Origin of the sequence: Micromonospora sp. WMMD975 (assembly GCF_029581215.1) — a bacterium.
Classification (GTDB): Bacteria; Actinomycetota; Actinomycetes; order Mycobacteriales; family Micromonosporaceae; genus Micromonospora.
Map to the genome: position 1 here is coordinate 3,838,012 of NZ_CP120739.1, position 25,703 is coordinate 3,863,714.

The 25,703-nt window shown below is 74.1% G+C and carries 20 protein-coding genes and 1 pseudogene; 8 read left to right on the forward strand and 13 right to left on the reverse strand.

The features are described 5' to 3' along the window. Window positions 1-5 precede the first annotated feature (5 nt). Together O7613_RS16550 and gltB are read right to left on the reverse strand one after the other, a co-directional pair. Window positions 6-1,511, reverse strand: a complete 1,506-nt coding sequence (locus tag O7613_RS16550) for a glutamate synthase subunit beta (protein ID WP_282289243.1) — start codon at window positions 1,509-1,511, stop codon at window positions 6-8. Further along, the gene (gltB, locus tag O7613_RS16555; protein WP_282289244.1) at window positions 1,504-6,162 is read right to left on the reverse strand and encodes a glutamate synthase large subunit; all 4,659 of its coding nucleotides are present in this window, start codon (window positions 6,160-6,162) and stop codon (window positions 1,504-1,506) included. Before gltB ends, O7613_RS16550 begins: the two co-directional genes overlap by 8 nt. 145 nt (window positions 6,163-6,307) lie before the next feature. Here gltB and O7613_RS16560 point away from each other — a divergent pair, with 145 nt between their 5' ends. Continuing rightward, window positions 6,308-7,150 (forward strand): GNAT family N-acetyltransferase, encoded by an 843-nt coding sequence (locus tag O7613_RS16560; protein WP_281587501.1) that lies wholly within the window; start codon window positions 6,308-6,310, stop codon window positions 7,148-7,150. 10 nt (window positions 7,151-7,160) lie between these two features. On the opposite strand, the gene O7613_RS16565 is transcribed toward O7613_RS16560, so the two are convergent. The 5 genes from O7613_RS16565 to trpC form a co-directional block, all read right to left on the reverse strand. Continuing rightward, window positions 7,161-8,348, reverse strand: a complete 1,188-nt coding sequence (locus O7613_RS16565) for an NAD(P)/FAD-dependent oxidoreductase (protein WP_282289245.1) — start codon at window positions 8,346-8,348, stop codon at window positions 7,161-7,163. Window positions 8,349-8,359: 11 nt separating this feature from the next. Then, window positions 8,360-9,664 (reverse strand): prolipoprotein diacylglyceryl transferase, encoded by a 1,305-nt coding sequence (gene lgt / locus O7613_RS16570; RefSeq protein WP_282289246.1) that lies wholly within the window; start codon window positions 9,662-9,664, stop codon window positions 8,360-8,362. 290 nt (window positions 9,665-9,954) lie between these two features. Further along, the gene (gene trpA / locus O7613_RS16575) at window positions 9,955-10,758 is read right to left on the reverse strand and encodes a tryptophan synthase subunit alpha (RefSeq protein ID WP_281587498.1); all 804 of its coding nucleotides are present in this window, start codon (window positions 10,756-10,758) and stop codon (window positions 9,955-9,957) included. A 4-nt stretch (window positions 10,759-10,762) separates the two neighbouring features. Continuing rightward, complete coding sequence (trpB, locus tag O7613_RS16580) at window positions 10,763-11,989, reverse strand: tryptophan synthase subunit beta (RefSeq protein WP_281587497.1); 1,227 nt, start codon at window positions 11,987-11,989, stop codon at window positions 10,763-10,765. Window positions 11,990-12,026: 37 nt separating this feature from the next. Continuing rightward, window positions 12,027-12,830: an indole-3-glycerol phosphate synthase TrpC gene (gene trpC, locus O7613_RS16585; RefSeq protein ID WP_281590194.1), complete on the reverse strand. Its 804-nt coding sequence runs from the start codon at window positions 12,828-12,830 to the stop codon at window positions 12,027-12,029. A 442-nt stretch (window positions 12,831-13,272) separates the two neighbouring features. On the opposite strand from trpC, the gene O7613_RS16590 reads away from it, so the two are divergent. Next, window positions 13,273-13,548 carry a hypothetical protein gene (locus O7613_RS16590; protein ID WP_281587496.1) on the forward strand — a complete coding sequence of 92 codons (276 nt, stop codon included), beginning with the start codon at window positions 13,273-13,275 and terminating at the stop codon, window positions 13,546-13,548. Here O7613_RS16590 and O7613_RS16595 read toward each other — a convergent pair. The 4 genes and pseudogenes from O7613_RS16595 to O7613_RS16610 all read right to left on the reverse strand — a co-directional run bounded on the left by O7613_RS16595 (window position 13,541) and on the right by O7613_RS16610 (window position 15,954). Beyond that, window positions 13,541-14,113, reverse strand: a complete 573-nt coding sequence (locus O7613_RS16595) for a Trp biosynthesis-associated membrane protein (protein ID WP_282289247.1) — start codon at window positions 14,111-14,113, stop codon at window positions 13,541-13,543. The genes O7613_RS16590 and O7613_RS16595 overlap by 8 nt on opposite strands. A 40-nt stretch (window positions 14,114-14,153) precedes the next feature. After that, window positions 14,154-14,588 carry a phosphoribosyl-AMP cyclohydrolase gene (hisI, locus tag O7613_RS16600; RefSeq protein ID WP_281590192.1) on the reverse strand — a complete coding sequence of 145 codons (435 nt, stop codon included), beginning with the start codon at window positions 14,586-14,588 and terminating at the stop codon, window positions 14,154-14,156. Between the two features lie 180 nt (window positions 14,589-14,768). Beyond that, window positions 14,769-15,401 (reverse strand): annotated as a pseudogene (locus tag O7613_RS16605) (phosphoribosyl-AMP cyclohydrolase); the annotation flags it as partial. 163 nt (window positions 15,402-15,564) lie between these two features. Continuing rightward, window positions 15,565-15,954: a MerR family transcriptional regulator gene (locus tag O7613_RS16610; RefSeq protein ID WP_281587494.1), complete on the reverse strand. Its 390-nt coding sequence runs from the start codon at window positions 15,952-15,954 to the stop codon at window positions 15,565-15,567. A gap of 107 nt (window positions 15,955-16,061) precedes the next feature. Between O7613_RS16610 and O7613_RS16615 the strand changes: the two genes are divergently transcribed. The 3 genes from O7613_RS16615 to O7613_RS16625 are packed head-to-tail and all read left to right on the forward strand — an operon-like array spanning window position 16,062 to window position 18,171. Continuing rightward, complete coding sequence (locus O7613_RS16615) at window positions 16,062-16,787, forward strand: ABC transporter ATP-binding protein (RefSeq protein WP_282289248.1); 726 nt, start codon at window positions 16,062-16,064, stop codon at window positions 16,785-16,787. Further along, complete coding sequence (locus O7613_RS16620) at window positions 16,784-17,539, forward strand: ABC transporter permease (protein ID WP_281587492.1); 756 nt, start codon at window positions 16,784-16,786, stop codon at window positions 17,537-17,539. The genes O7613_RS16615 and O7613_RS16620 overlap by 4 nt, the downstream gene beginning before the upstream one ends. Continuing rightward, on the forward strand, window positions 17,536-18,171 hold the full coding sequence (locus O7613_RS16625; protein WP_281587491.1) for a TetR family transcriptional regulator: 636 nt from the start codon (window positions 17,536-17,538) through the stop codon (window positions 18,169-18,171). Before O7613_RS16620 ends, O7613_RS16625 begins: the two co-directional genes overlap by 4 nt. A 16-nt stretch (window positions 18,172-18,187) precedes the next feature. Here the strand turns inward: O7613_RS16625 and O7613_RS16630 are convergent, their stop codons facing one another. Beyond that, a complete protein-coding gene (locus O7613_RS16630) occupies window positions 18,188-19,960 on the reverse strand; it encodes an ABC transporter ATP-binding protein (RefSeq protein ID WP_282289249.1) in 1,773 nt (590 codons plus the stop codon). Next, window positions 19,957-21,831, reverse strand: coding sequence for an ABC transporter ATP-binding protein (locus O7613_RS16635; RefSeq protein ID WP_282289250.1), 1,875 nt, complete (start codon window positions 21,829-21,831; stop codon window positions 19,957-19,959). The genes O7613_RS16630 and O7613_RS16635 overlap by 4 nt, the downstream gene beginning before the upstream one ends. Window positions 21,832-22,023: 192 nt before the next feature. Here O7613_RS16635 and O7613_RS16640 point away from each other — a divergent pair, with 192 nt between their 5' ends. The 3 genes from O7613_RS16640 to O7613_RS16650 all read left to right on the forward strand — a co-directional run bounded on the left by O7613_RS16640 (window position 22,024) and on the right by O7613_RS16650 (window position 25,658). After that, window positions 22,024-22,653, forward strand: coding sequence for a TIGR03085 family metal-binding protein (locus tag O7613_RS16640; RefSeq protein ID WP_281587488.1), 630 nt, complete (start codon window positions 22,024-22,026; stop codon window positions 22,651-22,653). A 126-nt stretch (window positions 22,654-22,779) separates the two neighbouring features. Then, window positions 22,780-23,730, forward strand: coding sequence for a terpene synthase (locus O7613_RS16645; RefSeq protein WP_281587487.1), 951 nt, complete (start codon window positions 22,780-22,782; stop codon window positions 23,728-23,730). Window positions 23,731-23,831: 101 nt separating this feature from the next. Further along, a complete protein-coding gene (locus O7613_RS16650) occupies window positions 23,832-25,658 on the forward strand; it encodes a long-chain fatty acid--CoA ligase (RefSeq protein ID WP_282289251.1) in 1,827 nt (608 codons plus the stop codon). Window positions 25,659-25,703 lie beyond the last annotated feature (45 nt).

Consider the following 25,703-nt stretch of genomic DNA (forward strand, 5'->3'; position numbering starts at 1 on the left):
ACACCTCAGCGGGCGGCGAGGGGTTGGCGCGCCGGGGTGACGGGGGCGGGCAGCTCGCCCACCCCGTTCAGGTAGGTGTGGATCGCCGCGGCGGCGGCCCGCCCCTCGGCGATCGCCCAGACGATCAGCGACGCGCCCCGGTGCATGTCCCCGGCGACGAAGACGCCGTCGGCGGCCTGCCAGTCGGGGCGGGCGTCGATCGCGCCGCGCCCGTTGCGGGCCACCCCGAGCTGGGTCAGCAGCGGCTGCTCCTCGGTGCCCTCGAAGCCGATCGCGAGCAGCACCAGGTCGGCCGGGATCTCCCGTTCCGAGCCGGGCAGCACGGTGACGATCCGCCGGCCGTCGACCTTCGCGACGGTGACCTCGGCGATCCGGACGGCCCGGACCTGCCCGGTGCCGTCGTCGACGAACTCCTGCACCGCCACCGCGAAGACCCGCTCGCCGCCCTCCTCGTGCGCCGGGTAGGAGCGCAGCACCCACGGCCAGGTCGGCCACGGATCCCGGGCGCCGTCCCGCTCCGTCGGCGGCTGCGGGTAGAGGTCGAGCTGGTGTACGCCGGCCGCGCCCTGCCGGTGCGCCACGCCGAGGCAGTCCGCGGCGGTGTCCCCGCCACCGATGATCACCACGTGCTTGCCGGCGGCGTCGATCGGCGTACCGTCCGGCAGCGTGGCCGGGGCCGGCCGCCCGTCGCCGGCAGCCGCCACCACCCGGTTCGCGGCCACCAGGTGCGACATCGCCTGGTGTACGCCGCGCAACGCCCGGCCCGGCGTCTCCGGGGTGTCCCGCCCCTGCAACGCGCCGCAGGTCAACAGCACCGCGTCGTGTTCGGCGCGCAACTGCTCGGCGGTCACGTCCACGCCGACGTTCACCCCGGTGCGGAAGCGCACCCCCTCGGCGGTGAGCTGGGCGATCCGACGGTCGACGTGCTGCTTCTCCAACTTGAAGTCGGGGATGCCGTAGCGGAGCAGGCCGCCGGGGACGTCGTCGCGCTCGTACACGGTGACCGTGTGGCCGGCGCGGGCGAGCTGCTGCGCGGCGGCCAGCCCGGCCGGACCGGAGCCGACCACGGCGACCGAACGGCCGGTCGAGGTCGACGCGGGCCGGGGTCGCAGCCCGTCGCCGGCCACCGCCGCGTCGGCGATCTCCACCTCGACCTGCTTGATGGTGACCGGCTGCTGACCGCCGAGGCCGAGCACGCAGGCCGCCTCGCACGGCGCCGGGCAGAGCCGGCCGGTGAACTCGGGGAAGTTGTTCGTGGCGTGCAGCGACTCCACCGCGGCGTCCCAGTTGCCGGTGCGGACCAGGTCGTTCCAGTCCGGGATGCGGTTGCCGAGCGGGCAGCCGTCGTGGCAGAACGGGATGCCGCAGTCCATGCACCTGGTGGCCTGCTCGCGGATCAACTCCTCGCCGGCCGGCGGGTAGACCTCCCGCCAGTCCATGATCCGCACCGGGACCGGGCGGCGGGCGGGCAGCCGCCTGTCGTAACGCAGGAAACCGTTCGGGTCAGGCACGAGCCACCTCCTGGGCGACCACCCGCGGCGCGGCCGGCGCCGGGGCTGGTGAGAGCGCACTCATCACCGCGTCGTCGACGTCGCGGCCGGCGGCTTCGGCGGCCCGCATGATCTCCATGACCCGGCGGTAGTCCCGGGGCACCACGGCGGTGAACTCCTCCACCGCCTCCGGCCAGCGCTTGAGCAGCGCCTCCGCGACCGTCGAGTCGGTCTCGGCCAGATGCCGCTGGACCAGCTCGTGCAGTCGGTTGCGTTCGGAGTCGCTCAGCGGGGCCAGGTCGACAAGTTCGGCGTTCACCAGTCGCCGGTCGAGCCGGTGCACGAACGCGGTGCCGCCGGACATGCCGGCGGCGAAGTTACGCCCGGTCGGCCCGAGCACCACCACCGTGCCGCCGGTCATGTACTCGCAGCCGTGGTCGCCGAGGCCCTCGACCACGGCCACCGCGCCGGAGTTGCGCACCGCGAAACGCTCCCCGACCCGGCCGCGCAGAAACACCTCGCCACCGGTGGCGCCGTAGAGGATCGTGTTGCCGGCGATGATCTGGTCCTCGGCGCGTCGGCCCGGCTCGGCGTGATGGCCGGCGAACGGCGCGGCGGTGTCCGGCCGGACCACGATCCGTCCGCCGGACAGGCCCTTGCCGACGTAGTCGTTGGCGTCGCCGTGCAGGCGCAGGGTGACCCCGCGCGGCAGGAACGCGCCGAACGACTGCCCGGCGGTGCCGCGCAGCAGGAACTCGACGGTGTCGTCGGGCAGCCCGGCGCCGCCGAACCGGCGGGTCACCTCGCCGCCGAGCATCGCGCCGACGCTGCGGTGCTCGTTGCGCACGTCGACCTCGACCCGGACCGGGGTGCCGTCGCGCAGCGCCGGGCCGGCCAGGTCGATGAGCTGGTTGTCGAGCGCCACGTCGAGGCCGTGGTCCTGGGCGCGCACCCCGCGCCGGGCCGCACCCTCGGGCAGCTCGGGCAGGTGCAGGACGCGACCCAGGTCGAGCCCGTGGCCCTTCCAGTGGTCGATCGCGCCGGCGACGTCGAGCAGCTCGGTGTGCCCGATCGCCTCGTCGATGCTCCGGAAACCCAGCTCGGCCAGGTAGCCCCGGACCTCCTCGGCGAGGAACAGGAAGAAGTTGACCACGAACTCCGGCTTGCCGGTGAACCGTTCCCGCAGCACCGGGTTCTGGGTGGCGATGCCGACCGGGCAGGTGTCCAGGTGGCAGACGCGCATCATCACGCAGCCCTCGACGATGAGCGGGGCGGTGGCGAAGCCGAACTCCTCCGCGCCGAGCAGCGCCGCGACGAGCACGTCCCGGCCGGTCTTGAGCTGGCCGTCGACCTGCACGGTGACCCGGTCACGCAGCTTGTTGAGCAGCAGCGTCTGCTGCGCCTCGGCCAGGCCCAGCTCCCACGGGGTGCCGGCGTGCTTGAGCGAGTTGAGTGGGGACGCGCCGGTGCCGCCGTCGTGCCCGGAGATCAGGATGACGTCGGCCTTGAGCTTGGCCACGCCGGCCGCCACGGTGCCCACGCCCACCTCGCTGACCAGCTTGACGTGCACCCGGGCGGCCGGGTTGACGCACTTCAGGTCGTGCACGAGCTGGGCCAGGTCCTCGATGGAGTAGATGTCGTGGTGCGGCGGCGGGGAGATCAGGCCGACGCCCGGGGTGGCGTGCCGGGTCCGGGCGATCCACGGCCAGACCTTGTTGCCGGGCAGCTGCCCGCCCTCGCCCGGCTTCGCACCCTGCGCCATCTTGATCTGGAGGTCGTCGGCGTTGACCAGGTATTCGCTCGTCACGCCGAACCGGCCGCTGGCGATCTGTTTGACCGCGGAGCGCCGCGCCGGGTCGTGCAGCCGCTCGACGTCCTCGCCGCCCTCGCCGGTGTTGGACTTGCCGCCGAGCCGGTTCATCGCGATGGCGAGGGTCTCGTGCGCCTCGGCCGAGATCGACCCGTACGACATGGCGCCGGTGGCGAAGCGCTTGACGATCTCGGTGGCCGGCTCGACCTCGTCCAGCGGCACCGCCGGGCGTACGCCGGTGCGCAGCGTGAACAGTCCGCGCAGCGAGCCCGCCTTCGCGGCCAGCTCGTCGACCTTCGCGGTGTACTGCCGGAAGACGTCGTACTGGCGGCTGCGGGTGGCGTGCTGGAGCAGGAAGACCGTCTCCGGGTTGAACAGGTGCAGCTCGCCCTCGCGACGCCACTGGTATTCGCCGCCGACCTCCAGCCGGTCGTTCGCCTGCGCGCCCGGCGCCGGCCAGGCCAGCGCGTGCCGGGCGGCTACCTCGGCGTGGACCTCGGCCAGCCCGATGCCGCCGATGGTGCTCGGCGTGCCGCGGAAGTAGCGGTCGACCAGGCGGGGGTCCAGGCCGACCGCCTCGAACACCTGGGCGCCGCAGTACGACGACACGGTCGAGATGCCCATCTTGGACATGATCTTCAGGACGCCCTTGCCGAGCGCCTTGACGTAGTTGCGGACCGCCTTGACCCGGTCCACCCCGGCCAGCGCGCCGGTGGAGATCATGTCCTCCACCGACTCGAACGCGAGGTAGGGGTTCACCGCCGCCGCGCCGTACCCGATGAGCACGGCCGCGTGGTGCACCTCCCGGCAGTCGCCGGACTCCACGATCAGCGCCGCCTGCGTGCGGGTCTGCTCGCGTACCAGGTGCTGGTGCACCGCGGCGGTCAGCAGCAGCGACGGGATCGGGGCCAGGTCCGCGTTGGAGTCCCGGTCGGAGAGCACCAGGATGCGTACGCCGTCCTCGATCGCCTCGGAGACATGCCGGCAGATCTCGGTCAGCCGGGCCTTGATGCCGGCCCCGCCGTCCCGGATCGGGTAGAGGCCGGAGACCCGGACCGCCTTGAAGCCGGGCAGGTCGCCGTCCTCGTCCACGGAGAGGATCTTCGCCAGCTCGTCGTTGTCGATCACCGGGTGGGGCAGGACGATCTGACGGCAGCTCGCCGGCCCCGGGTCGAGCAGGTTGCCCTCCGGCCCGATGGTGGACGCCAGGCTGGTCACCAGCTCCTCCCGGATGGCGTCCAGCGGCGGGTTGGTGACCTGGGCGAAGAGCTGGTGGAAGTAGTCGTAGAGCAGCCGCGGCCGGGTGGACAGCGCGGCGATCGGGGTGTCGGTGCCCATCGAGCCGATCGGCTCCGCGCCGCTGCGGGCCATCGGGCCGAGCAGGATCTTCAGCTCCTCCTCGGTGTAGCCGAAGGTCTGCTGCCGGCGGCGCACCGAGTCGTGGGTGTAGACGATGTGCTCGCGCGGCGGCAGGTCGTCCATCTCGATCAGGCCGGCGTGCAGCCACTCCTGGTACGGCTCGGCGGCGGCCAACTCGGTCTTGATCTCGTCGTCGGAGACGATCCGGCCGTTGACGGTGTCGACCAGGAACATCCGCCCCGGCTGGAGCCGCCCCTTGGCCACCACGGTGGCCGGGTCGAGGTCGAGCACGCCCGCCTCGCTGCCCAGCACCACCAGCCCGTCGCTCGTGTGCCACCAGCGGCCCGGGCGCAGACCGTTGCGGTCCAGCACCGCGCCGACGATCTCGCCGTCGGTGAACGCCACCGAGGCCGGGCCGTCCCACGGCTCCATCAGGCTGGCGTGGAAGCGGTAGAACGCGCGCTTGTCGGCGCGCATGTCCGGGTCGTTCTCCCACGCCTCGGGGATCATCATGAGCACCGCGTGCGGCAGGCTCCGCCCGGCCAGGTGCAGCAGCTCCAGAACCTCGTCGAAGTTGGCCGAGTCGGACGCGGCCGGGGTGCAGACCGGGAAGACCCGGCGGATGTTGCCGGACAGGTTCGGGCTCCGGAGCAGCGCCTCCCGGGCCTGCATCCAGTTGCGGTTGCCCCGGATCGTGTTGATCTCGCCGTTGTGGGCGATGAACCGGTACGGGTGCGCCAGCGGCCAGGACGGGAACGTGTTGGTGGAGAAGCGGGAGTGCACGAGCGCGATCGCGCTGTCCACCCGCTCGTCGGTCAGTTCCGGGTAGAACGCCGGCAACTGGTCCGGGGTGAGCATGCCCTTGAAGACCATGGTCCGGCCGGACAGCGACGGGAAGTAGGCCGGCTGGCCGCGCTCGGCGGTCTCCCGCTCGACCTGCTTGCGCAGGCAGAACGCCACCCGGTCCAGGTCGAGCCCGGTCAGCGGGGAGCCGGCCGGTCCGGCCGGCGAGTCGGTCAGCCGGCGCGCGGCCACGAAGAGCTGCCGGATCCGGGGCATCGCCGCGAGCGCGGTCTCCCCCAGGCCGGACGGGTCGGTCGGCACCTCCCGCCAGCCGAGCACCTCGGCGCCCTCGACGAGCGCGTACTTGTCGACGACCTGGCGGGCCCGGGCCTCGGCCGCGTCGTCGTCGGCCAGGAAGACCAGGCCGGTGGCGTACTGGCCGGGCGGGGGCAGCGGGAAGTCGACGGTCGCCCGCAGGAACGCGTCCGGCACCTGGATCATGATCCCGGCACCGTCACCGGTGTTGTGCTCCGCGCCCCGGGCGCCCCGGTGGTCCAGCCGGCACAGCGCCCCGAGGCCGTTCGCGACGACCTGGTGCGAACGGCGCCCGTGCAGGTCGGCCACGAAGGCCACCCCGCAGGCGTCGTGCTCGTACGCGGGGTCGTAGAGCCCGGCCGGCTGCGGGGCCGGCTGCGGGCTGTGAGGGTACGGAAAGGCCACCGGGCCTCCTGTCGTCACTCAGATTTGATCATGGTGGGGACGACGTCGGCCCGCTGGGGTTTATTGAGTCTACGTTAGGGCTTCCCACGCAAGGCCAGTTCAGATTGATCACACTTCCAGATGCTGGGACGTGTAGTCTCGCGCGGTGGATGTCCTACGAGCTGACGTGCTCGACCGGGTGGAGCGGTTCTACGACGCGGTGCCCCGCGACGGCGCCCGGGCGGAGGAGTTCGACGCCCTGGTGCTGTTCGTCCGGGACGGCGCCGGATGGCCGTTCTACGCCCGCCCCCGCCTCGACGCCACCGCGCCACCCACGCTGGCCGAGGTTACCGCGGTCCGGTCCCGGCAGCGGGAGCTGGGCCTGCCGGAGACGTTCGAGTGGGTGCACGAGCACCAGCCGGGCCTGCTGGCGGTGGCCCGCTCGGCGGGCCTGACCGTGCTGGAGGCGCCACTCATGCGGCTCGAACCGGAGCGGCTGCCCGACCCGGCGACGCTCAGCGACGTACCGGTGCGGGTGCTGGACCCCGGCGACCCCGGCTTCGCGGCGGACATCGCGCTGCGCCGGGCCGTCGCCGCGATCGGCTTCGCCCACGGCGGCACCGCCCGGGGCGAGGCCGGGCCGGCCGAACGGGACGCCGCGCTGGCCCGGCTGGACGTCGACGCGCTGGAGGAGGAGGCGACCCGGGTGGCCGACGGCCGGCGCGTCTCGGTGCTCGCCGGCACCCCACTGGACGGGGCGCTCGCGAGCGGCATGGCCATGCGGGTCGGCGACGTGGCGGAGATCGCCGGAGTGGCCACCCTGCCGTCCGCCCGGCGGCGCGGCCTGGGCGCCGCGGTGACCGCCACGCTGGCCCGGGAACTACGCGCCGCCGGCACCGACCTGATCTTCCTGAGCGCGGGCAGCGAGGAGATCGCCCGGGTCTACCTGCGGGTCGGCTTCCGCCGGGTCGGCACGGCCTGCATCGCCGAGCCGGCCGCGGTCATCTGAGCACCCCCGGTCAGGACGGCGGCTGCCAGGCGTCGGCCGCCGCGGCGGCGGTGTTGCGCATCCGGGGGCTGATCGTGCCCAGGGCGGCGTCCCGGGCGCGCAGCGCCAGCCGCCCCCGGGTCTGGAGCACCGCCGACATCCGGCGGGTCTGCCGGACCATGGTGGCCGCGCGGGGCCGACGCAACCGGTCGTACGCGGTCACCGCATCCGGCAGCCGCGCCTCGCGGAGCAGCCCGGCGAGCGTGGCCGCGTCCTCGAACGCGAGGCAGGCGCCCTGCCCGAGGTGCGGCGGCATGGCGTGCGCGGCGTCGCCGAGCAGCACCACACCGCCCGGGCCGGCCGGAAAGCCGTACGCCCGGGGCAGCGGACGCAGCTCCCGCACCTCCTGCTGCACCACGTCGGCCGGGTCAGTCGCCTCCAGCAGGGTGGCGATCGGCGCGGGCCAGCCCGCGAACCACCGCTTGAGCAGGGCGAGCTGGATCTCCGGCGGCTCGGGGCGGGGCGCGCCCGCGGCGGTGGCCACCCAGTAGATGCCGCCCCGACGGGAGGCGCCGGCACCGCCGCGCTCGCCGAGCGAGGCGGCCACGAACCGGTAGCCGGCACCGAGCGTCTCGCCGTGCACCGGCTGGTCGTCGGGCAGTTGTGGGGCTTGGTACCAGGGGATGACCGCCCGCCAGGCGGCGCAACCGGAGCTCACCACGGCGGTCTCCGGGGCGAGCTGCCGCCGGATCTCGCTGTCCGTGCCGTCGGCGGCCACCACCAGGTCGGCCTCGAAGGTGTGCCGGCCGTCACCCACCGCGGGTCGCTCGCCGGCCACCGCGCGTACGCTCCGCACGCTCGCCCCGGTGCGCAGCTCCACCCGCTCGCCCAGCCCGGCGATGAGCGCGTCGTGCAGATCCTCCCGGTGCACCACCACCGGCATTCGATCGGCCGAGGTCGGCCGGGGTTGCACCAGCCACTGCCCGTCCGGGCGGCGGATCCCCCCGTCGGGCAGCGGGGTGGCGATCGCGTCCAGCCCGTCACCGAGGCCGAGGGCGCGCAGCGCGCGTACCCCGTTCGGCCAGAGCACCACGGCGGTCGCCTCGGGCCGAACGCGGTCGGCGCGTTCCAGCAGCGTGACCCGCCACCCGGAGCGGGCCAGCACGCCGGCCGTCGCCATCCCACCGAGTCCGGCGCCGACCACCACCGCGCTGCGCATGACGCCCCCGCTCAGCTGTCCCGGTCCACCGGGCGCCCGCCGGCGTCGGCCCGCTCGGCGTCGGCCCGCTCGACGTCGGCCCGCTCGACGTCGGCCCGCTCGACGTCGGCCCGCTCGACGTCGGCCCGCTCGACGTCGGCCCGCTCGGCGTCGGCGCGCTCGGCGTCGGCCCGCTCGACGTCGGCGCGCTCGGCGCGCTCGGCGTCGGTCACCGTGGTGCGGTCGGTCGCGCCGCCGGCTCCGTCGTCAGGGGTCGCGGCGTCGCCGGCTGTGGGGCCGCCGGTCGCCGCCGGGTCCGCCGGGGGCAGTTCGCCGTTCTCCCGGTACGCCCGGAACTGCTCCTCGGTCACCACCCGGTAACCCTCGGGCGCCACCGTCGCCGCCGCGCCCTCCCGGGCGGAGAGGTCGACCTGGGACACATCGCCGTCCGGCGTCACCGACGCGGTCGGCTCGCCCACCGGGACGAGGTATTCGCGCGGGCCGCGGGTCCGGAGGAAGTAGGCGAGCGCGCCGAGGAAGACGAGCGCCGCGGTCCAGACGTTGAGCCGGACGCCGAGGATGTGGTTGGCCTCGTCGGTACGCATCAGCTCGATCCAGAACCGGCCCGCCGTGTAGCCCATCACGTAGAGCGCGAACGCCCGGCCCCGGCCGAGCCGCAGCTTACGGTCGAGGACCAGCACAAACGCGGCGACACCCACGTTCCAGAGCAACTCGTAGAGGAACGTCGGGTGGTAGAGCCCCGGTTGCAGAACCGGGCTGCCGGCGTCGTCGCGCAGCGCGTGCCCGGGATTGTCCGGGTCCATCACGTGCACCTCGAGACCCCAGGGCAGGCTGGTCCGACCGCCGTACAACTCGTTGTTGAACCAGTTGCCGAGCCGGCCCACGGCCTGTGCCAGCGGCATTCCCGGTGCCAGCGCGTCGGCCACCACGGTGAGCGGGATGCCGAGCTGTCGGGCGGCGAGCCAGGCGCCGACCGCGCCGCCGGCCACCGCGCCCCAGATACCGAGACCGCCCTCCCAGATGGCGAACGCCTTGAGCGGCTGACCGTCAGCACCGAAGTATTTCTCCGGCGAGGTGATCACATGGTAGATCCGGGCGCCGATGATGCCGGCCGGCACCGCCCAGACGGCGATGTCGAGCACTGCGCCCGGCGCGACGCCACGACGGCGCAACCGGTACTCGGTGACCACGCAGGCCACCACGATGCCGAGAATGATGCAGAGCGCGTACGCCCGGATCGGAACCGGACCGAGCTGCCAGACGGCGGTGCTGGGGCTGGGCATGGCCGCCAGTGGAGTCATCGGGGCGAGGGTCACGGTTGCACACGGTACCGGTGCGGACCGTGTGCGCGGCACCCCGGTCCGCTCCGCCGGTCCACTCCCCCGGCCGGTCGGCCCGGCCTCCAGCCGGCCACCGAGTTCCATCCGCGGTCCGGTCGTCGACACACCGTCCACCACCGGTGCCCTCGTTGCCTACAAACTTGATGGCACGGATGACTCAGCGCGCGCCGGGGTGGACTGGCGCCTCCTGAGTCATTCACGTCATCAAGTTTGTAGGCAGGGAACCCGTATCCGGTCCCCCCGGCGCGCGGAAGGCCGGGACGAGGTCAGCGAGCGGGGTTGCGGACGCCCTCGGCGAGTTCGGCGCTGAGCTTGCGCAGGGCGGTCAGTCCGGCGGCCTGGTCCGGCGCGTCGAGCACGCACCGGACCAGCGCGCTACCCACGATCACCGCGTCGGCGTAGCCGGCTACGGTGGCGGCCTGCGCGCCGGTGCCCACGCCCAGCCCGACCCCGACCGGCAGGTCGGTGACCTCGCGCAGCCGGGAGACCAGGACCGGCGCCGCCTCGGAGGTCTGCGCGCGGGCGCCGGTGACGCCCATGAGCGCGGTGGCGTAGACGAAGCCGCGGCAGTGCTCGACGGTCATCCGCAGCCGCGCGTCGGTGGAGGACGGCGACACCAGGAACGTCCGGTCGAGGCCGTGCGCGTCGGAGGCGGCGAGCCACTCGGCGGCCTCGTCGGGGATCAGGTCCGGCGTGATGAGTCCGGTGCCACCGGCTGCGGCCATGTCCCGGGCGAACACGTCGACGCCGTACTGCTCGATCGGGTTCCAGTAGGTCATCGTGACCACCTGGGCCCCGGTGGCGGCGACCGCCTCGACCACGCGCAGCGCGTCGGCGGTGCGTACGCCGCCGGCGAGCGCGATGTCGCTTGCCTTCTGGATGACCGGGCCGTCCATCACCGGATCGGAGTAGGGGATCTCCACCTCGATGACGTCGACGCCCGCCTCGACCATCGCGGTCATGGCGGCGATGCTGCCCTCGACGGTCGGGAAGCCGGCCGGCATGCAGCCGACAAGCACGGCCCGCCCGTCGGCGCGGGCCTTGTCGAAGGCGACCCCGATGCGGCTCACGCTGTCACTCCTTGTCGAGGATGCCGAAGTATGCCCCGGCGGTGTGCACGTCCTTGTCGCCCCGGCCGGAGAGGTTGACCACGATCACCGGCTCGCGGCCCAGCTCGGCGGCGAGCTCCGGGGCGATCCGGCGGGCGCCGGCGAGCGCGTGCGCGCTCTCGATCGCCGGGATCACGCCCTCGGTGCGGCAGAGCAGCTCGAACGCGGCCATCGCCTCGGCGTCGTCGACCGGCAGGTAGGTGGCCCGGCCGGCGTCGTGCAGCCAGGCGTGCTCCGGCCCGACGCCCGGGTAGTCCAGGCCGGCCGAGATCGAGTGCGACTCGATGGTCTGCCCGTCGGAGTTCTGCAGGACGTACGTGCGGGTGCCGTGCAGCACACCCGACGAGCCGCCGGTGATGCTGGCGGCGTGCCGGCCGGTGGTCACGCCCTCGCCGCCGGCCTCGAAGCCGTAGAGCCGCACCCCGGCGTCGGGGATGAAGGCGTGGAAGATGCCGAGCGCGTTGGAGCCGCCGCCGACGCAGGCCGCGACCGCGTCCGGCAGCGCGCCGGTCAGGTCCAGGCACTGCTGGCGGGCCTCCACCCCGATGCCGCGGACGAAGTCCCGGACCATTTCGGGGAACGGGTGCGGACCGGCGGCGGTGCCGATCAGGTAGTGGGTGTCGTCGACGTTGGCGACCCAGTCGCGCATCGCCTCGTTCATCGCGTCCTTCAGCGTGCGCGAGCCGGCGGTGACCGGGACGACGGTGGCGCCGAGCATCCGCATCCGGGCGACGTTGAGCGCCTGCCGCTCGGTGTCCACCTCACCCATGTAGACCACGCACTCGAGGTCGAACAGGGCGGCGGCGGTCGCGGTCGCCACGCCGTGCTGGCCGGCGCCGGTCTCCGCGATCACCCGCCGCTTGCCCATCCGCCGGGTGAGCAGCGCCTGACCGAGCACGTTGCGGACCTTGTGGGCGCCGGTGTGGTTGAGGTCCTCCCGCTTGAGCAGGATCCGCGCCCCGAGCTGCGCGGAGAGCCGCCGGGCCTCGTACAGCTCGGAGGGGGTGCCGGCGTAGTCGCGCAGCAGGGCGTCGAACTCGGCCAGGAACTCCTCGTCGCCCATCGCCTTCCGGTAGGCCGCGTCCAGCTCGTCGAGCGCGGCGACGAGCGCCTCGGGGACGAACCGGCCGCCGAACCGGCCGAAGTGGCCGGCGGCGTCGGGAAGCTGGCCGGCTGCGTCTGCGGCGCTCATCGCGGGCGTCCTCTCGGTCGGGGTAACCCGGCGCGGGTCAGCGCACCGGACGGGGCGTGGCCGGGTGGTTGCCGGCGTTCACCAGCTCCGCGACGGCCTCGCGGGGGCTCTTCTGGGTGACCAGGCCCTCGCCCACCAGGACGGCGTCGGCACCGGCCGAGGCGTACCGGATCAGGTCGTGCGGCCCGCGCACGCCCGACTCGGCGATCTTGACGACGCTGCTCGGCAGGCCGGGTGCGATCCGCTCGAACACCGAGCGGTCGACCTCAAGGGTACGCAGATCACGGGCGTTGACGCCGATCACCTGCGCGCCGGCCTCCATGGCCCGGTCCGCCTCCTCCTCGGTGTGCACCTCGACGAGCGCGCACATGCCCAGCGACTCGATCCGCTCCAGCAGCCCGACGAGCGCGTTCTGCTCCAGCGCGGCGACGATCAGCAGCACCAGGTCGGCGCCGTGCGCGCGGGCCTCGTGCACCTGGTAGCTGGAGACCACGAAGTCCTTGCGCAGCACCGGCACGTTCACCGCCGCGCGGACCGCGGCCAGGTCGTCGAGCGACCCGCCGAACCAACGGCCCTCGGTCAGCACGCTGATCGCCCGCGCGCCGCCGGCCGCATAGTCACCGGCCAGGTCCGCCGGGTCGGCGATCTCGGCCAGCCGGCCCTTGGACGGCGACGAGCGCTTCACCTCGGCGATCACCGCGACGCCGGGTCGGCGCAGCGCCGCGTACGCGTCGAGTGGTGGCGGTGCGGCGGCGGCCAGCTCGCGGATCCGCTCCAGCGGGATCTGCTCCTGTCGCCGGGCCACGTCCTCGCGCACGCCGGCCAGGATCTCGTCGAGCACGCCTGCGGACGGCGCCGCTCCGGCGTCGTCCCCCTCCGCGTGCGCATGCTCAGCAGTCACCAACGGACTCCCCTCTCCGGGTGTCATGGGCCGATGCTAGGGGGCGCCACCTGGCGACACATGCCGGGGGGTATGGCGCACCTCACCAGATGGGCTGTGTCATGATGGCCGACTTGTGGTGAACACGGTGTCACGCAGCGCCACCATACGCATCGACCACCGCACATGCCCTATCTCACCATGGCCGGCTCCGGACCGCATGGCGGCGTCCGCCCCGCTGTGACCAAGGTCAAGGACTTCCGCCTCTGCCCAGGTCGCTCCCCCCGTCGGACCGTTGACCTGTGCTTCACGGCGACGAAACGTGAGCCCGGCAGCATCGTCGCAGGGCAGACTCGACGAGGCGGCTGCCGACCGTCACCAACGATCTCGCGCGGGGTGAATCATGAGCGCCAACGGGCCGCACCAGAACATCGGACTGACCACCATCTCCCGTACCGTCGCCTCGCTCGCCGTCGGCGTGGTGCACACGCTCGAACGCGCCGTGGCCGGCGACGGCCGCACGCGTACCGCCCGGGGCAACGCCTGGGAGGCGGTCTGCGCCGACCGGGCCCGCGCCGAGCAGCGCCGCGAGCTGGAACGGCTGGTCGCCGAGTTGGCCGCCGCCCGGGCCGCGGCCCGGGTGCGCCGCGACGCGCGCGAGGCCCAGCCGGTCAGGTGACCGTCGGGTCCTCGCCGCGGTCCAGCGCGTCCCACGCGTCGCGGGTGCCCCGCTCGACCGCAGGCCGGTCGGCGTCGGCGGGCCCGGTCGACCCCGGCCGCCGCTCGTAGCGGGCCCCCATCGCCGGCCATCCGCCGCCGCGCCACCCGGTCAGCACCCCACCGACTGCCAGGGCCAGCCCGCCCGCCAGCACCAGCGCCGGCCAGTGCCGGCTCACCCCGGACTCGGTGACGCCGACGCCGCCGCCGACCGCCACGGCCAGCCCGACGGCGGCCAGCAGCGCGCCCAGCAGCCGGCGCAGCCGCCCCCGGGTCGCCAGCACCGCGCCGCCGCCGGCCAGCCCGACGTAGGCCAGCGCCGACACCCAGGGCAGCAGCTCCGCTCCGGTGCGGGTCCGCTCCCCCGGTGGCAGGGCGCCGCGGGTGGTCAGCTCCACCGACCAGGTGCGGGTCACCGCCCAGGCGGCCAGGCCCGCGCCGGCCAGGCAGAGCAGCACCGCGTACGCCAGCTCGCGCCGGCCGCGGACGGCGGACGGGCCGGTCGTCGCGGTGTCGGGCACGCTCATCGGCCGGCCGCGGTGTCTCGGCGGCGGCGGTCACGACCGGTCACTCGGTCACCTCCGGCGGGCTGACCGGCAGGTCGGTGTGGAAGCAGGTGCGGTGCCCGGTGTGGCAGGCCGCCCCGACCTGCTCCACGCTCACCAGCAGCGCGTCGCCGTCGCAGTCCAGCGCGACGGAGCGGACGTACTGGTGGTGGCCGGAGGTGGCGCCCTTGACCCAGTATTCTGCCCGGCTGCGCGACCAGTAGGTGGCCCGGCCGGTGGTGAGCGTGCGGTGCAGCGCCTCGTCGTCCATCCAGGCGACCATCAGCACCTCACCGGAGTCGTGGGCGCGGACCACGGCGGCGACCAGGCCGTCCGGCCCGCGCCGGAGCTTGGCGGCGATGGCCGGGTCGAGCCGGGAGGGGCGGGCCGGGCCGGGGGCCGGGGCACCGCCGGGGCGGGCGGGGGCGCCGGTCACCGGCGCGTCAGAGGCGGGCACGGTTGACCATTCTCCCGTACGCGGCGCCGGAACCGCCGACGTGTCCCGGGTGACGGGTGGCACCGTGCCCAGCGCCTCGCTCAGTTGACCGAGGTAACGGTCCACCCGCCCGTCGGCGAGCGCCTCGGCCAGGTCCGCGCCGTTCACCGCGGCGATCTCCCCGGCGTACGGGCGGACGAGCGGGACGATCCCGGTGACCAGCCGGCCGGCGGCGGCGCCGACCTCGGCCGGGTGGCCGGCGCGCAGCCCGAGGCAGAGCAGCATGTCGGCGCGGTAGTGGGGCGGGGCGACCGGCAGGTCGAGCGCGGCGGTCAGGGCCGCCCGGCGGGACACCACCCGGATCGAGGGGTTGGCCAGCCGGAGCACCGAGGGGCAGAGCCGGGCCAGGTCGGCGGCGGCGAGCCGGACCCCGACCGGGTCGTCGGCCCAGTGCGCGCCGGCCACCTTTCCCAGCGTGGCGATCAGCTCCTTCAGGCGTGGTTCGTCGGCGGGCTGGCAGAGCACCGGCAGGTCGATCCGGCGGCGCCACTCCGGCACCGCCCAGAGCAGTCGGGCGGGCGCGGTGACCGGGAGCCCGAACGCCCAGTCGGCGGGCTGGCCGAGCCGGCGTACCCAGGAACGCACGTCCCGGGCGGCCACCGAGACGTGCACCAGGCGGCCGTCGAAGTCGGCCAGGTAGGCGCGCCGGGCCGCGTACGGGGTGGGGCAGGCTCGGGTGGTGGCGGCGGGACGGTGGTCGGTCGCGACGAGCACGTCGACGTCGACGTCGCTGTGCTCGGTGGCGACCCGCCGGGCGTGACTGCCCCGCAGCATGATCCCGACGACGGGGCGATCGGCGGCCAGGCGGAGGCGGGTGGCCCATTCGTCGAGGAATCCGGAATCGGGCAACGCGGCGGGACCCACCGGGCAATGGTGCCGGAAGTCCGATCTTCGGCGCAATGCCCGATGCCGGACCTGGTGTCCGCTACGGGCGGCTTCAGCCCAGTTCCTCCTCGGCCCGCCGGTACGCGTCGATCTTGTGGTCGAGGACTGTCAGATCTTCCGTCAGCTCGGCCATCCGGGCCAGCACCCGGGCCCGGTGCGCCTCGAACAGCGCGCGCCGCGCGCCGAGCGTGCGGTCCCCCTGCCGGGCCAGTTCGGCGTAGCGGCGCATGTCGCGCACCGGCATCCCGGTACGGCGTAGCCGGGTGAGCAGGAACAGCCAGTTGACGTCCGCCTCGGTGTAGCGCCGCCGCCCGGCGGAGTCCCGCCCGACCGGGGCGACCAGCCCCTCCTGCTCGTACCAGCGCAGCGTGTAGGTGGTCAGACCGACCCGCTCGGCGGCCTCGCCGACGCTGACGCTCTGCTCCCGGATACCGATGTCCACCGCTCCAGGTTCCCAGTTCGAGTCCACTCGAAGTCAACCACAATTGCGCGGTCGGAGAAATTCATCTAGCGTTGATTTCATCGGTTGATGAATTGTCGGAGGCGGACATGGACGACGCGGTGTCGGTCCGTGGCCTGGTGGTCGACCGGGGCGGACGGCGGGTGCTGCACGGCATCAGCTGCGACGTGCCCCGGGGCACGGTCACCGGGTTGCTCGGGCCCAGCGGCAGCGGCAAGACCACCCTGATGCGGGCGGTGGTGGGCGTGCAGACCATCGACGGCGGCACGGTCGACGTGCTCGGCCGGCCCGCCGGCTCGGCCGAGCTGCGCCAGCGGGTGGGCTACCTGACGCAGGCGCCGAGCGTCTACGCCGACCTCACGGTCCGGGAGAACGCCCGCTACTTCGCCGTGCTCCAGGGCCGGGGCCGCGCCGAGGCCGACCGCGCGGTCACCGACGTCGGCCTGGCCACCGCCGCGGACCAGCTGGTCGGCACACTCTCCGGCGGCCAGCGCAGCCGCGCCTCGCTCGCCTGCGCCCTGGTCGGCGAACCGGAGCTGGTCGTCCTCGACGAACCCACGGTCGGTCAGGACCCGGTGTTGCGGGCCGACCTGTGGGCCAGGTTCCACGCCATGGCCGCCGCCGGCACCACGCTGCTGGTCTCCAGCCACGTGATGGACGAGGCGGCCCGCTGCGACCGGCTGCTGCTCATCCGCGAGGGCCGGCTGATCGCTGACGACACCCCGGCCGCGGTCCGCGCCACCACCGGCGTGGACGACCTGGAGGAGGCGTTCCTGCGCCTCATCCGCGACACCGAGCAGGAGGACGCCGCATGAACGGCCGGATCCTGGCCGCCACGACCGGGCGGATCCTGCGCCAGCTCCGGCACGACCGGCGCACCGTGGCGCTGCTCCTCCTGGTGCCGGCCGTGCTGCTCGCGCTCGTCTACTTCATGTACGTCGACCAGCCCACCCCACCCGGCGCGCCGAGCACGTTCGACCGGGTCGCGCTGATCATGCTGGGCTTCTTCCCGTTCATCATCATGTTCCTGGTGACAAGCATCGCCATGCTCCGCGAGCGCACCACCGGGACGCTGGAGCGACTGCTCACCACGCCGCTGGGCAAGCTCGACCTGCTCTTCGGCTACGGCATCGCGTTCGGCCTGGCCGGGGTGCTCCAGTCCACCGTCGCCTCGCTCGTGGCGTACCTGGTGTTCGGCCTGGACACCGTCGGCAGCCCCGGGCTCGTCGTCCTGATCGCCGGGGTGAACGCGGTGCTGGCCGTGGCGCTCGGCCTGTTCTGCTCGGCGTTCGCCCGCACCGAGTTCCAGGCGGTGCAGTTCATGCCGGTGGTGGTCGCCCCGCAACTGCTGCTCTGCGGGCTGTTCGTGCCGCGCGGCCAGATGGCCGGGTGGCTCCAGGCGGTGAGCGACGTGCTGCCCTTGTCGTACGCGGTCGAGGCCCTCCAGGAGGTCGGCGCGCACGCCGATCCGACCGGCACCATGTGGCGCGACGTGGCGATCGTGGCCGGGGCGGCGGTGGTCGCCCTGGTGCTCGCCGCCGCGACGCTGCGCCGGCGCAGCGGATGAGCCCGCGCCCCGACGAGCCGGCCCGGCGGACGAGCCGGCAGCGCACCGGGCGGCGGCCGGGCAACCCGGAGACCCGGGAAGCGATCCTCGCGGCGGCCCGGACCGCGTTCGCCGAACGGGGCTACGACGCCACCCCGATCCGGGCGGTCGCCGCCGCCGCCGGCGTGGACCCGGCGCTCGTGCACCACTACTTCGGCGCCAAGGAGGAGCTGTTCCGGGCCGCCATGGCGATCCCGATCGACCCGGCCGAGCTGGTGCCGCGGGTGCTGGCGGGCGGCGCGGGCGAGGTCGGCGAGCGGCTGGTCCGCACGTTCCTGACCGTATGGGACTCCCCGGCCGGCGCCGCCGCGGTGGCCCTGCTGCGTTCCGCGGTGAGCAACACGTGGACCGGCCGCCTGCTGCGCGAGTTCCTGACCACCCAGATCCTGCGCCGGGTCCTCGACCAGCTCGACCTGGACCCGGCCGAGGCGCCGCTGCGGGGCGCGCTCGTCGCCACCCAGATCGCCGGCCTGGCCATGATGCGCTACGTGATCCGCCTGGAACCGGTCGCGTCCGCGTCTCACGACACGCTGGCCGCCACGATCGGCCCGACCGTGCAGCGCTATCTCACCGGCCCGCTGGCCATCGGCTGACGGGCCGGCGGCGGGGTCAGCGGGTCTGCTCCAGCCAGGAGGCGTAGAGCAGGGCGTAGACCGAGTCGGCGTCCCGGACCAGTTCCTCGTGCGGGCCACGCTGGACGGCCCGGCCCCGGTCCACCACGATCACCTCGTCGGCCGCCTGGGCGGTGGAGAGCCGGTGCGCGATGGCGAGCGTGGTACGCCCCCGGGTGACCGCGTCCAGGGTGCGCTGGAGGCGCACCTCGGTGGCCGGGTCGACCGCGCTCGTCGCCTCGTCCAGCACCAGCAGGTCCGGATCGGCCACGTACGCCCGGGCCAGCGCCACGAGCTGCCGCTCGCCGACGCTGAGCGCCTCGCCCCGCTCCCCGACCGGGGTGTCCAGCCCGGCCGGCAACCCGTCCAGCCAGTCGGCCAGGCCCAGCTCGGTGAAGGCGGCGGCGAGGCGCGCGTCGGTCAGCTCCGGCCGGGCGAAGCGGACGTTCTCCCCGACCGTGGCGTCGAACAGGAACCCGTCCTGCGGCACCATCACCACCCGGGCGCGCAGCGAGTCGAAGCGCACCTGGCGCAGGTCGACGCCGGAGAGCAGCACCTCGCCCTCGGTCGGATCCATCAGCCGGGTGAGCAGCTTGGCGAACGTGGTCTTGCCGCTGCCGGTCTCGCCCACCACGGCCACCCGACTCTTCGCCGCGATGTCGAGCGTCACGTCGTGCAGCACCGGCGGCCCGCCCGGGTAGGCGTACGTCACGCCGGCGAACCGGACGTCGAGCGGACCGCCGGGCAGCTCCCGGCCCTGCTCGCCCGGGTCGGCGACGTCCGGTTCGACGTCCAGCACGTCGAGCACCCGGCGCCAGCCGGCGATCGCGTTCTGCGCCTCGTTGAGCACCTCGGTGGCGATCTGCACCGGCTGGATGAAGAGCGTGACCAGGAACAGGAACGCGGTGAGCTGGCCGACCGACAACGTGCGGTCGACGCCGAGGCTCACCCCGACCACCACCACGCCGGCCAGCGCGAGGCCGGCGGCCAGCTCGCCGACCGAGCTGCCGAGGATGCTGATCCGGATCGCCCGCTGCTGGGCCACCCGCTGCCCCTCGATCGCCACGTCCAGCCGGCGGGCGGTGCGCCCGGCGATCCCGTACGCCCGGATCACCGGCGCGCCCACCACGCTCTCGCCGATCGCGCCGAGCAGCGCGCCGGTCCGCTGCCGGACCAGCCCGTACGCGGCGGCGAGCCGCCGCTGGAGCTGCCGGATGATGAGCACCGCGGGCGCGAACGCCACGAGCACCACGAGCGTCAACTGCCAGGAGTACGCGAGCATCACCGCGGTGGTGACCACCAGTTGGCCCAGGTTGACGAGGAGGATCACGCCGCCCCACTGGAGGAACTGGGTGATCTGGTCGACGTCGCTGGTGACCCGGGAGACCAGCGACCCCCGTCGCTCGGACTGCTGGTGCAGCATGGACAGGTCGTGCACGTGCCGGAACGCGCGGGTGCGCACGCCGGCCAGGGCGGTCTCGCTGACCGTGAAGAGCCGGCGCATCATCAGGTAGCCGCAGGTGGTGGTGACCACCAGCACGGCGGCGGTGATCGTCACGGTCCGCGAGATGACGTCCAGGTCGAGCCCGCCGACGATGCCGTGGTCGATGCCGCGCTGCACCGCCACCGGCACGGCCACCCGGCCGACCATGTAGACCAGCGCCAGCGCCAGCGTGGCGGCGAGCCCGGTCTTCAACTCCGGCGAGAGCGCGAGCCCTCGCCGCAGCGTTCCCCAGGTCGTCTCGGTCCGCGCCTCGGCAGCGACAGTCACCGGTCCACCTCCATCTCCAGGCCGGAGGCCACCGGCGTGACCTCGTCGTACGTCCGGTTCTGCTCGCGCTCCTGCTCGGCCTGCTCGTACGCGGTGACCAGGTCGGCGTAACCGGGCACGGTGGCCAGCAGCTCGGGGTGGGTGCCGCGGGCGACCACCCGGCCCTGCTCGACGTAGATCACCTCGTCGGCGAGCGCGATGGTGGCCCGCCGGTAGGCCACCACCAGGATCGACGCCTGCGCGCCCCCACCTGCGGGGGCGCGCAGGCCGGCCAGGATGGCGGCCTCGACGCGCGGGTCGACGGCGCTTGTGGCGTCGTCGAGCACCAGCAGCCGGGGCCGCCCGGCGAGCGCCCGGGCCAGCGTCAGCCGCTGCCGTTGCCCGCCGGAGAGCGACGTGCCCCGCTCGCCGACCATGGTGTCCAGGCCGTCCGGCAGGGCGGCGACGAACCCGTCCGCCTCGGCCAGCCGCAGCGCCGCCCACACCTCGTCGTCGCCGATGCCGGCCCGGTCGAGCGTGATGTTGGCCCGGACGGTGTCGTCGAAGACGAACGGCACCTGGGCCACCAGCGCCACCGTGGCGGCGAGCGAGGCGGCGGTCAGGTCGCGCACGTCCACGCCGTCCAGGGTGACCCGGCCGGTGCGCGGGTCGACCAGGCGCACGGCAAGCGACGCGATGGTGGACTTGCCGGCGCCGGTCGGGCCGACCAGCGCGACCGTCTTGCCGGCCGGCACGGTGAACGTCACCTCGCCGAGCACCTCGGCGCCGGGCAGGTGCGCCTCGGCCGGCTCGTACGAGAAGTGGACGTCGCGGAAGGCGAGGGTGGCCGGGGCGGGCGTGGTGGGGTCGAGGGCCGTCGTGCCGTACGGCATGTCGCCGGTGGCGTCCAGGACCCGGCGCACCCGGTCCCAGCCGGCGACGCTGCGCGGCAGCTCGGCCAGCACCCAGCCGATGGCCCGCACCGGGAAGGCCAGCACGGTGAAGAGGAACGCGACGCTGACCAGCTCGGTGACGTCGATCGCGCCCTGCCTCAGTCGGACCGCGCCGACCACGAGCACGGCCAGCGTGCCGAGGCTGGGCAGGGTCTCCAGCATCGGGTCGAAGACGCCGCGCAGTTTCCCGACCGCGATGAGCGCGTCGCGCAGCTCGCCGGCCCGGGCGGCGAAGCGGGCCGTCTCCTGCGACTCGCGGCCCATGGTCTTGACCACCAGCGCGCCGTCGAAGCTCTCGTGGGCGATGCCGCTGACCTCGGCCCGCAGCCGCTGCGCCCGGGCCTGCCGGGGCGCCATCCGGCGGGAGTAGACCACGTTGAGCGCGAACAGCGCGGGGAAGACGGCGAGGCCGACCAGGGCGAGCGCCCAGTCGGTGAGGAACAGCGAGGCTACCGCGCCGACGAGCATCACCAGAGTGCCGACCGCGAACGGTAGCGGCGCGATCGGATACCAGGCGGCCTCGACGTCGGAGTTGGCGTTGGAGAGCAGGGTGCCGGTGGAGTTGCGGTGGTGCCAGGCCAGCGGCAGGTCCAGGTAGCGGCGGGTGACCCGGCGGCGGTAGGCGGCCTGGAGCCGGTACTGCATGTAGCCGGCGCCGAGCCGGCGGCCGAAGATGCCCACCACCCGCAGCACGCTGATGCCGAACAGGGCCGCCGCGGCCAGGGCGAGGGCGCCGCCGGCCACCGCGCCGCGCTCGACCGCGGGCACCACCACCTCGCCGACCACCGCGCCGATCACGTACGCGCTGGCGATCACGAGGAGGCCGAAGAGCACGCTGCCGGTGACCGCCACCGCGAAGATCCGGGGTTGTTCCCGGATCGCCTGGCCGAGCACCCGTAGCCCTCTGCCGAGAACGTCCCGACTTGTCCCGCTCGCCACGCTCGCCCCCGCCGTAAGCCGCAATTTTCTCCCCCATCCTTACCGCTCGCCGCCACCGCCGCCGACCCGCGCGGATATGTCCGCCGTCACGTTCCCACGGACCACCGACGGCGGCGGGCGGTGACCGGCCGGTCGCCGCCCGCCGCGCGGTTACCGCGCGCCGATCCGCCCGGTGGGGCCTACGATCGGGCCATGCCGCGGTACGCCCGAGCGGAGCGCGAGGCGCTCGCCGACCTGATGCTGGAACTGGGACCGGACGCGCCGACGGTCAACGAGGGGTGGACCACCCGTGACCTGGCGGCGCACCTGCTGGTGCGGGAGCGTCGCCCGGACGCGGCCGGCGGGCTCCTGCTGCCGCCGCTGCGCGGTTACGGCGAGGCGGTCCGTCGCCGGATCGCCGCCGGCCCGTACGCGGACCTGGTCGCCCGGGTCCGCCGCCCGCCGGTGTGGAGCCCGGTGAGCAACCCGCTCACCGACGAGCTGGCGAACGGCATGGAGTTCTTCATCCACCACGAGGACGTGCGCCGGGCCCGGTCCGGCTGGCGTCCACGCGACCTCCCGGCCGGGCAGCAGGCGGTGCTGTGGAAGCGGGTCGCCCTGCTGGCCCGGATGGCGCTGCGGCGCTTCCCGGCCGAGGTGCTGGTGCAGGCGCCCGGGCACGGCGAGGTGCGGGGCGGGCGGGGCGGTGAACGGCTGCGCCTGGTGGGCGCGCCGGGGGAACTCGTCCTGTTCCTGACCGGCCGGCAGCGGGTGGCCCGGGTCCAGGTGGACGGTCCGAGCGGTGCCGCACACCGCCTGCGCACCGCCGAACTGGGCCTGTGACGCAGGGTGTGCGGTCGGTGACCGACCCATCGTGAAAATTGCATCTCCAACGATGCTCACCGATCCGTTTCTGCCGTACGCTCCTGCCCGTCACCCGGCCGCACGGGCGGCGGACAGGGGGTATGGATGCGTGGCTTCGCGCTCGCGGCGCTGCACGAGCCGCCCTTTCCGGCACGGCGGCACCCCGCCGTGGAAGGCGTTGCCGCGGAGAGCGCCGGCTGGGTCCGTGACCTCGGCCTGGTCGACGACCCCGCCGGGCAGCGCCGGCTGGCCGGCGCGCACGCCGCCGAGCTGGCCGGGCGGGCCTGCCCGGAGGCGTCCCCCGGCGGCCTGCGCCTGCTCACCGACCTGATCAACTGGCTGTTCGTGGTGGACGACGCCTGCGACGACGACGGGCTGGGCACCGACCCGGTCCGGCTCGCGCCCACCGTGGCGGCGTTGCTGACCGTGCTCGACCGGCTCGGCGACCCGGCCCCGGCCGGCCCGGCCGGCGGGGATCCGCTCGCCGTGGCCCTGCACGACCTGTGCCGGCGGGCCCGCGAGGCGCAGCGGCCCGCGCTGCTGTTGCGCCTGGTCAGCCAGTTGCGTGAATACCTGCTGGCGCTGCTCTGGGAGGCGGCCAACCGGGAACGTCACCGGGTGCCCGGGGTGGCCGAGTACGTGCAGATGCGCCGGCACACCGGCGGCGTACGGCCCAGCTTCACGGTGACCGACCTGACCCGTCCGGCGCGATCCGGGCCGGCCCATCGGGCCGATCCGGCGCTGGCCGTGCTGGACGCGCTCGCCACCGACCTGGTCTGCTGGTGCAACGACCTGTTCTCCTACGCCAAGGAACGCGGCGGCGCCCCGGCGGCGCACAACCTGGTCACCACGATCGCCGGCGAGACCGGGCAGGGCGAGGAGGCGGCGCTCGCCGCGGCGGCGGCCCGGTTCAACGCGGCGCTCGCGGCGTACGCGGAACGGGACGCGGCACTCGTCGCCGGGGCCGACGACGGGCTGCGCGCGTTCCTGGCGACCCGGCGGGACTGGGTCCGGGCCACGTACGACTGGTCCCGCGCCGCCGCCCGCTACACCTGATCCCGGGGCTAGCCGCTGCCCCGGTACAGGCAATACCCTTCGGTAACCGCAGATCGGCGTGACCCCCGTCACGCCCCTCCACCCCGAAGGCGGCGCCAACGATGGCTCTCGACATACCGTACCGATCCGTACCGGACATGTTCCTCAAGCGCGTGGCGGACTCCCCCGACCGGCACGCGTTCGCCCACCCCGCCCCGGACGGTTCGGGCCCGGTCTGGTTGACGTGGGAGCAGGTCGGGCAGCGCGCCAAGGCGATCGCGGCCGGGCTGCACGGGCTCGGGGTGGGCCTTGAGGACCCGGTGGCGATCCTGGCCAACACGCGGCTGGAATGGGTGCTCGCCGACTTCGGCATCATGTGCGCCGGCGGGGCCACCACCACCGTCTACCCCACGACCGAGCCCGCGGACGCGGTCTACATCCTCGCCGACTCCGGCTCACGCGTGCTGTTCGCGGAGGACCCGGACCAGGCGGCGAAGATCTCCGGTGCGGAGTTGCCGGCGCTGACCCACGTGGTGCTCCTCGACGGCACGCCCGACCCGGCGGCCGGCGTCCCCCAGCTCACCCTGGCCGAGTTGGAGGACCGCGGGGCGGCGGCGCTGGCGGCCGAGCCCAGCCTGATCGACACGCTTGTCACCGCCATCGGCCCGGACCACCTGGCCACCCTCATCTACACCTCGGGCACCACCGGCCGGCCCAAGGGCGTGGAGCTGCTGCACGGCGGCTGGTGCTGGGAGGGGGTGGCGCAGGCCGAGCTGGGCCTGCTGCGCGTCGACGACCTGCAGTACCTGTGGCTGCCGCTGTCCCACTCGTTCGGCAAGACGCTGCTCTGCGGCGCCACCCACGTCGGGCTGCCCACCTACGTCGACGGCCGGGTGGACAAGCTGGTCGAGCTGCTCGCCGTGGTCCGGCCGACGTTGATGTGCGGCGCGCCCCGGATCTTCGAGAAGGTCTACAACAAGGCGGTGACCACGGCGCAGGGCGCCGGCGGCGCGAAGGCGAAGATCTTCGCCTGGGGGGTCGCGGTCGGCAAGGAAAAGGTCGCGCTGGAGCAGGCCGGCAAGCCGGTCCCGGCCGGGCTGCGTCTGAAGTACGGGCTGGCCGAGAAGCTTGTGTTCAGCAAGCTCCAGGCCCGGCTCGGTGGCCGGATGCGGGTGCTGGTCTCCGGCGCGGCGCCGCTGAGCACGGAGATCGCCACCTTCTTCGCCGCCGCGAACCTGCCCATCTCGGAGGGGTACGGCCTGACCGAGACCAGTGCCGGCGCGTTCGTCAACCCGCCCGACGGCCTCAAGATCGGCAGCGTCGGTCGTGCCATGGGCGACCTGGAGTGCCGGATCGACACCGACGGCGAGGTCCTGCTCCGCGGCCGTCCGGTCATGCGCGGCTACCACAACCTGCCCGAGGAGACCGCCGAGGCGTTCACCGAGGACGGCTTCTTCCGCACCGGCGACATCGGCACGCTCGACGACGACGGCTACCTGCGCATCACCGACCGGAAGAAGGACCTGGTCAAGACGTCCGGCGGCAAGTACGTCGCGCCGTCGCACATCGAGGGCGTGTTCAAGGCGGTCTGCCCGTACACCTCGCAGGCGGTGGTGATCGGGCAGGCCCGCAACTACTGCACGATGCTGGTCACCCTGGACCCGGACGCGATCCGGGCCTGGGCCGCCGGCACGCCGCTGGAGGGGCGGGACTACACCACGATCGTCACCTCGCCGGAGGCGCAGGCGATGGTCGAGGGCTACGTGGCCGAGCTGAACGCCAAGCTCAACCGCTGGGAGACGATCAAGAAGGTGACGATCCTCCCCCGTGACCTCACCATCGCCGACGGCGAGGTCACCCCGTCACTGAAGATCAAGCGCCGCAGCGTCGAGACCAACTTCGCCGGCGAGATCGACAAGATGTACGAGGGCTCGCTCGCCGAGTTGTGACGTGCCCCCGGACGCCGCGCGGGCCGTGCCCCACCGTCCCGGGGC